The sequence below is a fragment of the Mycobacterium sp. genome, from assembly GCF_032162105.1.
GTDB lineage: Bacteria > Actinomycetota > Actinomycetes > Mycobacteriales > Mycobacteriaceae > Mycobacterium.
The window spans coordinates 1-8,711 of record NZ_JAVRPS010000084.1; the positions used below are offsets into that span (position 1 = coordinate 1).

Here is an 8,711-nt window from a genome sequence, read left to right on the forward strand (position 1 = left end):
GACCTGCCGCGCCAGCGCCTCACTCTGGGCGGCGCCGCTGATGATGCCCAGCTGATCGCGCAGCCACTGCACGGCCGATCCGGTGACGGCGATCGAACCCTCAAGTGCGTAAACGGGTTTCGCGTCACCGAACTGGTAGCAGACCGTGGTCAGGAGACCGTTCTCCGACCGCACCATCTTCTCGCCGGTGTTGAGCAGCAGGAAATTGCCTGTGCCGTAGGTGTTCTTGGCCTCACCCGCACTCAGGCACACCTGACCGACCATCGCGGCCTGCTGGTCGCCGAGGATGCCCGTCAGCGGAACGCGCCCCGCGACCGGGCCGTCGTCGCGGGTCTCGCCGTAGGACTCCGGATACGACGACGGCTTGATCTGCGGCAGCATCTGGCGCGGAATCCCGAAGAACGACAACAGTTCGTCGTCCCAGTCGAGCGTCTCCAGGTTCATCAGCATGGTCCGGCTGGCGTTCGTCACGTCGGTGACGTGCACGCCGCCGCGCGGTCCGCCGGTGAGGTGCCACAGCACCCAGGTGTCGGGGGTGCCGAAGATCGCATCGCCCTTCTCGGCGTCGGCCCGCACCCCGTCGACGTTCTCCAGGATCCACTGCACCTTGCCCGCGGAGAAGTAGGTCGCAGGCGGTAGCCCGGCCTTGCGGCGGATCACGTCACCGCGGCCGTCGCGGTCCAGCGCCGCGGCGATCCGGTCGGTTCGGGTGTCCTGCCAGACGATGGCGTTGTAATAGGGTCTGCCGGTCGTTCTGTTCCAGACCAGCGCGGTCTCACGCTGGTTGGTGATGCCGAGGGCGGCCAGGTCGCCCGAGGACAGCTTGGTCTTGTTGAGCGCCGACATGATCACCGACGCCGTGCGCTCCCAGATCTCCACCGGGTTGTGCTCGACCCAGCCCGGCTTCGGCAGGATCTGTTCGTGCTCGAGCTGATGACGGCCCACCTCGGCGCCGTCGTGGTCGAAGATCATGCACCTGGTGCTCGTGGTGCCCTGGTCGATGGCGGCGACGAATTCGGCCACGCGTGCTCCTTCGATTGGTTCCAGTCGTCCATCATGGACTACATGGCCCACCCCCTTGCCGACATCGCCAGCATGCCCCGCGGCGGGCCGGACGCGTCGTGCCTGGACCGCCTGCTGGAGACCGACCGGCTGGAGTACATCGACCGCGATGACGTCGACCCCGCGGTGAAGCGGGGCGTCGTAAAGGCGCTCGAACGCACCGGGGAGTGGTTCGGCAACCACCAGAAGTTCGCGCAGATCGCCCTCGAGGAAGTGGCCGACGTGCCGGATCCGAAGATCCTCGAGCTGGGGTCGGGCCACGGCGGGTTGTCGGCCCACCTGCTGGAGATGCATCCGACCGCCCGGCTCACCGTCACCGACGTCGAACCCGATTCGGTGGCGGCGATCGCGGCAGGCGAACTCGGTGACGATCCCCGCGTGTCGGTGCGCGAGATGGATGCCACCCACATCGACGCCGAGGACGGCGCATTCGACCTCGCGGTATTCGCGCTGTCGTTCCATCACCTACCACCCGCAGCGGCGTCCCGGGTGTTCGCCGAGGGCACCCGTGTGGCCGACAAGCTGGTGATCATCGACCTGCCACGGCCACCGACGCCGCTGCACCTCCTGCGGCTGGCCACGATGCTGCCGCTCGCGCCGTTCGTCCCATTCGTGCACGACGGCGTGATCAGCTCACTGCGCGCCTACAGTCCGTCGGCGCTGCGCGCACTTGCCGGCCACGCCGACCCCGCGATCAAAGTCGAATTGCGCGGCGGCCTCGCCAGTCCGCAAGTGGTGGTGGCAACCCGCGGCTAGGCTCGCCTGGTGGGCGAAGAGGTCACCCAGGCCGAATACAGCCGCGCACAACGCCGTGAGTACCGGCGCAAGGTGCAGCTGTGCCTCGATGTGTTCGAGACGATGCTCGCCCAGTCCAGTTTCGACGTCGAACGCCCGATGACCGGCATGGAGATCGAGTGCAACCTGGTCGACGCCGACTACCAGCCCATGATGAGCAACTCCGATGTCCTGGCGTCGATCGCCGATCCGGCCTACCAGACCGAATTAGGTGCCTACAACATCGAATTCAACGTTCCGCCGCGTCCCTTGCCAGGACGCGCCGCGCTCGAGCTGGAGAGCGAGGTGCGTGCCAGCCTGAACGCCGCCGAGGCCAAGGCGAACGAGGACGGCGCCCACATCGTCATGATCGGCATCCTGCCGACGCTGCTGCCCGAGCACCTCTCGGGTCATTGGATGAGCGAGTCGACGCGGTATCAGGCGCTCAACGACTCGATCTTCACCGCGCGCGGCGAGGACATCCACATCGACATCAGCGGCCCGGAGCGGCTCAGCCTGGAGTCGGCGTCCATTGCGCCCGAATCCGCCTGCACCAGCATGCAATTGCACCTCCAGGTGTCCCCCGCCGACTTCGCGAGGAACTGGAATGCCGCGCAGGTGCTGGCGGGTCCGCAGCTGGCGCTTGGCGCCAACTCGCCGTACTTCTTCGGCCACCAGTTGTGGGCGGAGACCCGCATCGAGCTGTTCGCCCAGGCCACCGACACCCGGCCCGATGAGCTCAAGACTCAGGGCGTGCGGCCGCGGGTCTGGTTCGGCGAGCGCTGGATCACGTCGATCTTCGATCTGTTCGAGGAGAACGTCCGCTACTTCCCGACCCTGCTGCCCGAACTCTCCGACGAGGACCCGGTCGCCGAACTCGCGGCAGGCCGCGCGCCCAAGCTGCCCGAGTTGCGGCTGCACAACGGCACCATCTACCGGTGGAACCGGCCGGTGTACGACGTGGTCGGTGACGATGGCGCAGGCCGGCCGCACCTTCGGGTGGAGAACCGGGTGCTGCCCGCCGGTCCCACGGTGGTGGACATGCTGGCGAACTCGGCGTTCTACTACGGGCTGCTGCGCACGTTGTCCGACGACGACCGGCCCATCTGGACGAAGCTGAGTTTCGCTGCGGCGGAACACAATTTCCTGGCCGCCGCCCAGCACGGCATGGACGCGCGGCTGTACTGGCCCGGTGTTGGCGAGGTGACCCCGGACGAGCTGGTGTTGCGCAAGCTGCTGCCGATGGCCGAGGAGGGATTGCGCCGGTGGGGTGTCGCCACCGAGGTGCGCGACCGGTTCCTCGACGTCATCGAGGGCCGCGCGAAGACGGGCCGCAACGGGTCGGCATGGCAGGTCGCGACGGTCCACGCGTTGCAGGAACGGGGGCTGACCCGGCCGCAGGCGCTGGCCGAGATGCTGCGCCTCTACTGCCAACGCATGCACAGCAACGAGCCCGTGCACACGTGGGATGGCCCCGCGTAGCGTGGAATCATGACCGATTCGATGAACTCCGAAGTGATGGATTGGGACGACGTTTACCGCGGAGAGGGCGGGTTCGAGGGCCCACCGCCGTGGAACATCGGCGAGCCGCAGCCCGAGTTGGCCGCGCTCATTCGCGACGGCAAGGTGCGCAGCGACGTGCTGGACGCCGGGTGCGGACATGCGGAGCTGTCGCTGGCCCTGGCCGCCGACGGTTACACGGTGGTCGGCATCGAGCTGACCCCGACCGCGGTCGCCGCCGCGACGAAGGCTGCCAAGGAACGCAATCTGCCCAACGCGACGTTCGTGCAGGACGACATCACGACGTTCACCGGTTTCGACGGCCGGTTCAACACGATCATCGACTCGACGCTGTTCCACTCGCTGCCCATCGAAGGCCGCGACGGCTACCAGCAGTCGGTGTTCCGCGCCGCAGCTCCTGGTGCGACGTACTACGTCCTGGTGTTCGCGAAGGGCGCGTTCCCGGCCGAAGTCGACACCAAGCCCAACGAGGTCGACGGGGCCGAATTGCGGGCGGCGGTCGGCAAGTACTGGGAGATCGACGAAGTCCGGCCCGCGTTCATCCACGCACACGCTATCGCCATCCGGGACGCGCCGTTCGAGACGCCGCCCCACGACCGCGACGACAAGGACCGAATCAAGTTCCCGGCGTTCCTGCTGACGGCGCACAAGGCCTAATCGGAGACGGCCACCAGCGCCGCGACGAACGCCTCGAGGTCCTCGGCGCTGGCGTCGACGTGAGGTGACAGCCGCAACGCCGGGCGGGTCATCTCGCGTGGCGCTCGCTCGGTTCCCGCGTAGGTGGCGACGATTCGGTGTTCGGCGATCAACTTGGCCCGCACGACCGCAGGGTCGACGCCGTCGGGTGGGGTCAGCGTGGTGATGGCGCTGGGCTCGTCGGTGGGTTCGACCACCTGCCAGCCCGCCACGCCGGCCAGGGCGGTGCGAGTCATCGTGCCGACTTCTGCCAGCCTGGCCTGGATTCGCGCAGGCCCGGCAGCCAGGTGCTCGCCCAGCGCGATCGAAAGACCTACCTGCGCAGCGACGTTCGCTTCGGCGTGGGCAAGCCGAGCGAGCACCTGGTCACTCATCAGACCGCCGCGGGCGGCGAGCACGCCGAGACCCCGTGGCCCGGCCGTCCACTTGCGCGACGACGAATACACCGCGTCCGCGCCGACGTCGACGCAGTCGAGGTGTGCGAACGCCTGGGCGGCATCGACGATCAGCGGGATACCCACCTCGCGGCACACCGCGGCGATCGCGGCGACGGGCTGGACGATGCCGCGGTGACTGCCCAGCGACGTGAGGTGCACCAGGGCGGGCGGCTCGGCCGTCAGGGCACGGGCGGCGGCGTCGACGTCGAGGCGCCCGGCGGGGTCGACCGGGAGCAGCCGCACGTCGAATCCGTGCAGCGCCATGATGATCAGGTTCGGTCCGAACTCTCCCGGCAGGCAGGCCAGCGTGCGTGCCCCGCTCCAGTCACCGAGCAGGATGTCGAGGGCGTGGTTGGAGCCCGTGGTGAAGGCGACGTCGGCGGCGTCGAATCCGGTGAGCGCCGCGACGGCAGCGCGCCCCGCGTCGAGCACGGGTACGGCGGCTTCGGCCGCGACGTAGCCGCCGACCTCGGCTTCGTGCCGCGCGTGCTGGGCGGCGGCATCGATCACGGCGAACGTCTGCCGAGAGCAGGCGGCGCTGTCGAGATGCACGCCCGCCACCGGCGGTCTGGCGTTCCGCCAAGCGGTCGCCAGGGTCATTTGACCGCGAGTGACAGTCCGAAGTCTCCGGCCCGGTCGGTCCACCAGTTGGTTCTGCGCAGACCGGCGGCGGCGAGCTCGTCGGCGACGGCGTCGGCCCGGAACTTGCAGGACACCTCGGTGAGCATCTCCTCGCCCGCGTCGAAGTCGACGGTCAGGTCGAGCTGGTCGACGTGCACCCGTTGCGGAGTGCTTGCCCGCAGCCACATTTCGATGCGTTCCTCGTCGGCGTTCCAGCGCGCGACGTGCTCGAATGCCGCGAGGTCGAAGTCGGCGCCGAGTTCCCGGTTCACCACGGCGAGCACGTTCTTGTTGAACTGGGCGGTCACTCCGGCACTGTCGTCGTAGGCGCGCACCAGCCGGTCGACGTCCTTGACCAGGTCGGTGCCCAACAGCAGAGTGTCGCCGGGTTCCAGGTTGTCCGACAGTGCGGCAAGGAATTCCGCGCGGGGCCCGGTGGTGAGGTTGCCGATGGTCGAGCCGAGGAAGATCACCAGCCGACGGCCGACGTGGGGAATCTTGCCGAGGTGCTCTTCGAAGTCCCCACAGACCGCGGCGATCTCGACGCCGGGGTACTCCGCGCCGATGGCGGCGCCGGCCGACTCGAGCACGGACGCATCGACGTCGAACGGGATGAACCGCCGCAGCGATCCACCTTCCCGCAGGGCGTCCAGCAGGATCCGGGTCTTCTCCGACGTGCCGCTGCCGATTTCGACGAGCGTGTCGGCGCCGGACGCCGCCGCGATGTCCGCGGCGCGGGCCCGCAGGATCTCCGCCTCGGCACGCGTCGGGTAGTACTCGGGAAGCCGCGTGATCCGGTCGAACAGGTCGCTACCGACGGAGTCGTAGAACCACTTGGGCGGCAACGTCTTCGGCGATCTGGTCAGGCCGTCGCACACGTCGCGCCGCAGCGCCTCCGCCGCGGAGTCGGCAGCGAGGTAGTTGGACAACGACAAGGTCATGGGAGTCCTTTCAGCGGAATCAGCTCGACGTGTGTGCCCTCGACGTGCACCAGGTGCCGGTCGGGGATTTCCTGCCAGTGGGGGTCGTCGTCGTACGGCTCGCTGGCCAGCACCACGCCGTCGTCCCGCCGCAGCACCGACAGGGTGTCTCCCCACGTGGTCGCCAGCATCCGAGAGCCGTTGGCCGCCAGGATGTTCAACCGGGCGTTGGGATCGGCGGCACCGACTTCTGCGACGGTCTCACCGAGTCGGTCGAGTCCCCGGTCGAAGATCAGTGCCGCAAGCAGTGCGCTGTCGACGGTGGACTCGGCGGCCGCCGACGGCGGCAACACCGCCCGGTCCACCACCCCGTTGTGCGACAGCAACCAGTCGCCGTCGGTGAAGGGCGCCGAAGCCGACGGTTCGATGGGCATGCCGACGGTGGCCGAGCGGACTGCAGCGACGACGCATCCGCTGCGCAGCGCGGGCGCCACCGACGCGAACGACGCGTCACCCCACAGCGGGGCCGCACTGCGCCACCGTCGCGGGGCTTGCTGATCGAAGAAGCCGACCCCCCAGCCGTCGGCGTTGATCAGGCCGTGCTTCTGACGTCGCGGCGAATACGATTGCACCACTAGGCCGTACGGCTGGTCCAGGACGAGGGAGGCCACCGAGACCGGTTTCCCCAGCCAGCCCAGATGTCGGCACATGTCAGGCGTCCCAAGCAAGCCGGACGCCGGAGAAGATCTGGCGCCGGATGGGGTGATCCCAGTTGCGGAAGCTGGGCCGCACGATGCTGGACCCGACCGCCCAGGATCCGCCGCGCAGCACTCGGTAATCGCCGTCGAAGAACGGCTCCGAGTACCGGTCGTAGATCATCGGGGTGAAGCCGGGCCACGGCCGCAGCGGTGACGTGGTCCACTCCCACACGTCACCGAGCATCTGTTCCACGCCGTACGCCGACGCGCCAGCCGGGTAGGCGCCGACCGGCGCGGGCCGCAGCGCCTCGCCGTCCAGATTGGCCAGTGCTGCGGTGGGTTCCGTTGCACCCCAGGGGAACCGGCGACGCGCCCGCGCGACGGGGTCCCAGGCGCACGCCTTCTCCCATTCCACCTCGGTGGGCAGCCGGGCACCGGCCCAGGCCGCATACGCCTCGGCTTCGAAGAACGTGACGTGCTGAACGGGTTCGTCGGGGGCAACGTCCTCGACGTGACCGAACCTGGTGCGCGTGCCGTCGGTACCTTCTCCCGTCGCTCCGCCCGCCCCAATGTTCCAGAACTTCGGCGCCACCAGACCCGCCTCCTGGCGATGCGACCAACCGCGGTTTGACCACCACCGCGGCTCGCGGTAGCCGCCGTCGTCGATGAACCGGCACCACTCGGCATTGGTGACGGGCACGCGGCCGATCCGGAAGCCGGGCACGTTCACGACGTGCGCAGGCCGCTCGTTGTCCAGCGAGTGCGGTTCGGTGGCGGCGTCGACGCCAAGGACGAACGGCCCGCCGGGTACCAGCACCGACGTGCCTGCAACGCCATCCCGGCCCGGCGGCAACGGCGTGCCGGACCCGAGGATCGCCGGACCCGACCGAAGGCCGAGAGCCTGCAGCATCGTCTCGTCGTGCTGGTTTTCGTGGCTGATCACCAGGCCGAAGACGAACGCCGGGTCCACCCCCGAGCCGTCCTCGTCGGGCAGCGCGTCCAACGCATCGAGCGCCTTCGACCGCACGGTGCCGCAGTACGCGCGGGCGTCGGCGGGCGGAAGCAGGGGAAGTCCGACGCGGCTGGCCCGCGAGTGCACGAACGCGTCGTACAGACCGTCCACCGCGGCAGGCAAGATGCCGGGCCGACCCGGGTCACCACCACGCAGCAGCCACAGCTCCTCCTGCTGGCCGATGTGGGCGAGGTCCCAGACCAGCGGACTCATCAGCGGGTCGTACTGGCGCATCAGTTCGGCGTCGTCGAACTCGACCAACCGCAGCGTGCGATCCCGCGCCAGGGTCAACTCCCGCGCCAGCAGTTCACGTGTGGTCACGAAACGCCCTTCGCCAGCCGGCTCACCGCCGAGGCGACGCCACGATCCACGACCTGATCGGAGAACTCGTCGGCCGGGCTGCGACCCCGCTCCACCTGCGAGAGCAGGGCCTCCATGGCCTCGACCAATCCCTCGGGTGCACGCTCGGCGACTGCCCGCACGCACCGGACCGCGGCCTCCCGGAGCCGTTGGTCCCCCAGGCCGACCCGCGCGGCGCGGTCCCACGCGGTGGCGACCGGTTCGGTGGCCTCGGCGGCGACGTCGGCCGCGGCCGGGTCGTCGAGCAGGGTGACGAGGGTGAACACGACCGCGGGCCACACGTCGTCGGGCACGCTGTCCAGGTAACGGATCTCCAGGAATCCCCGCGGCCGGACGGGCGGGAACAGCGTGGTCAGGTGGTAGTCGACGTCGGCTTGCGTCGGTCGGCGCCCGTCCAGCAGGGTCGTGCCGTCGGCCCAGTCGGCGAACGGCACCCAGTCGGTCACCGGCGCGGCGTCGGGCGTGTGCACCAGCATCACCGGTGCCTTCAGCGCGTAGCGCGCCCAGTCGTTGGCGGGGTCGTCGCCGCTCGCCCCGAGGATCGGGCCGCAGCGGGCCGAGTCGAGCTGACTCCACACCCGCTGCCGGGTGCTGCGCCAGCCCGAGAACT

The 8,711-nt window shown here is 69.3% G+C and carries 9 protein-coding genes; 3 read left to right on the forward strand and 6 right to left on the reverse strand.

Annotated elements, in window-relative coordinates:
• Window positions 1-1,047: FGGY family carbohydrate kinase (locus QOC69_RS04100; protein ID WP_526436644.1), on the reverse strand; the 1,047-nt coding region annotated here is incomplete at its 3' end.
• Between the two features lie 9 nt (window positions 1,048-1,056).
• Here QOC69_RS04100 and QOC69_RS04105 point away from each other — a divergent pair.
• From QOC69_RS04105 to QOC69_RS04115, 3 genes are read left to right on the forward strand one after another with little or no spacing between them, the layout of a single operon-like run.
• Window positions 1,057-1,818 (forward strand): class I SAM-dependent methyltransferase, encoded by a 762-nt coding sequence (locus tag QOC69_RS04105; protein WP_526436629.1) that lies wholly within the window; start codon window positions 1,057-1,059, stop codon window positions 1,816-1,818.
• Between the two features lie 9 nt (window positions 1,819-1,827).
• A complete protein-coding gene (locus QOC69_RS04110) occupies window positions 1,828-3,318 on the forward strand; it encodes a glutamate-cysteine ligase family protein (protein WP_526436631.1) in 1,491 nt (496 codons plus the stop codon).
• A 21-nt stretch (window positions 3,319-3,339) separates the two neighbouring features.
• Window positions 3,340-4,014, forward strand: a complete 675-nt coding sequence (locus QOC69_RS04115) for a class I SAM-dependent methyltransferase (protein ID WP_526436646.1) — start codon at window positions 3,340-3,342, stop codon at window positions 4,012-4,014.
• On the opposite strand, the gene egtE is transcribed toward QOC69_RS04115, so the two are convergent.
• The 5 genes from egtE to QOC69_RS04140 form a co-directional block, all read right to left on the reverse strand.
• Window positions 4,011-5,090 (reverse strand): ergothioneine biosynthesis PLP-dependent enzyme EgtE, encoded by a 1,080-nt coding sequence (gene egtE / locus QOC69_RS04120; RefSeq protein WP_526436633.1) that lies wholly within the window; start codon window positions 5,088-5,090, stop codon window positions 4,011-4,013. The genes QOC69_RS04115 and egtE overlap by 4 nt on opposite strands.
• Window positions 5,087-6,052, reverse strand: coding sequence for an L-histidine N(alpha)-methyltransferase (gene egtD, locus QOC69_RS04125; RefSeq protein ID WP_526436636.1), 966 nt, complete (start codon window positions 6,050-6,052; stop codon window positions 5,087-5,089). Before egtD ends, egtE begins: the two co-directional genes overlap by 4 nt.
• Window positions 6,049-6,741 carry an ergothioneine biosynthesis protein EgtC gene (egtC, locus tag QOC69_RS04130; protein WP_526436638.1) on the reverse strand — a complete coding sequence of 231 codons (693 nt, stop codon included), beginning with the start codon at window positions 6,739-6,741 and terminating at the stop codon, window positions 6,049-6,051. The genes egtD and egtC overlap by 4 nt, the downstream gene beginning before the upstream one ends.
• A gap of 1 nt (window position 6,742) precedes the next feature.
• On the reverse strand, window positions 6,743-8,062 hold the full coding sequence (gene egtB / locus QOC69_RS04135; protein WP_526436640.1) for an ergothioneine biosynthesis protein EgtB: 1,320 nt from the start codon (window positions 8,060-8,062) through the stop codon (window positions 6,743-6,745).
• Window positions 8,059-8,711: glutamate-cysteine ligase family protein (locus tag QOC69_RS04140; protein ID WP_526436642.1), on the reverse strand; the 653-nt coding region annotated here is incomplete at its 5' end. The genes egtB and QOC69_RS04140, both read right to left, overlap by 4 nt.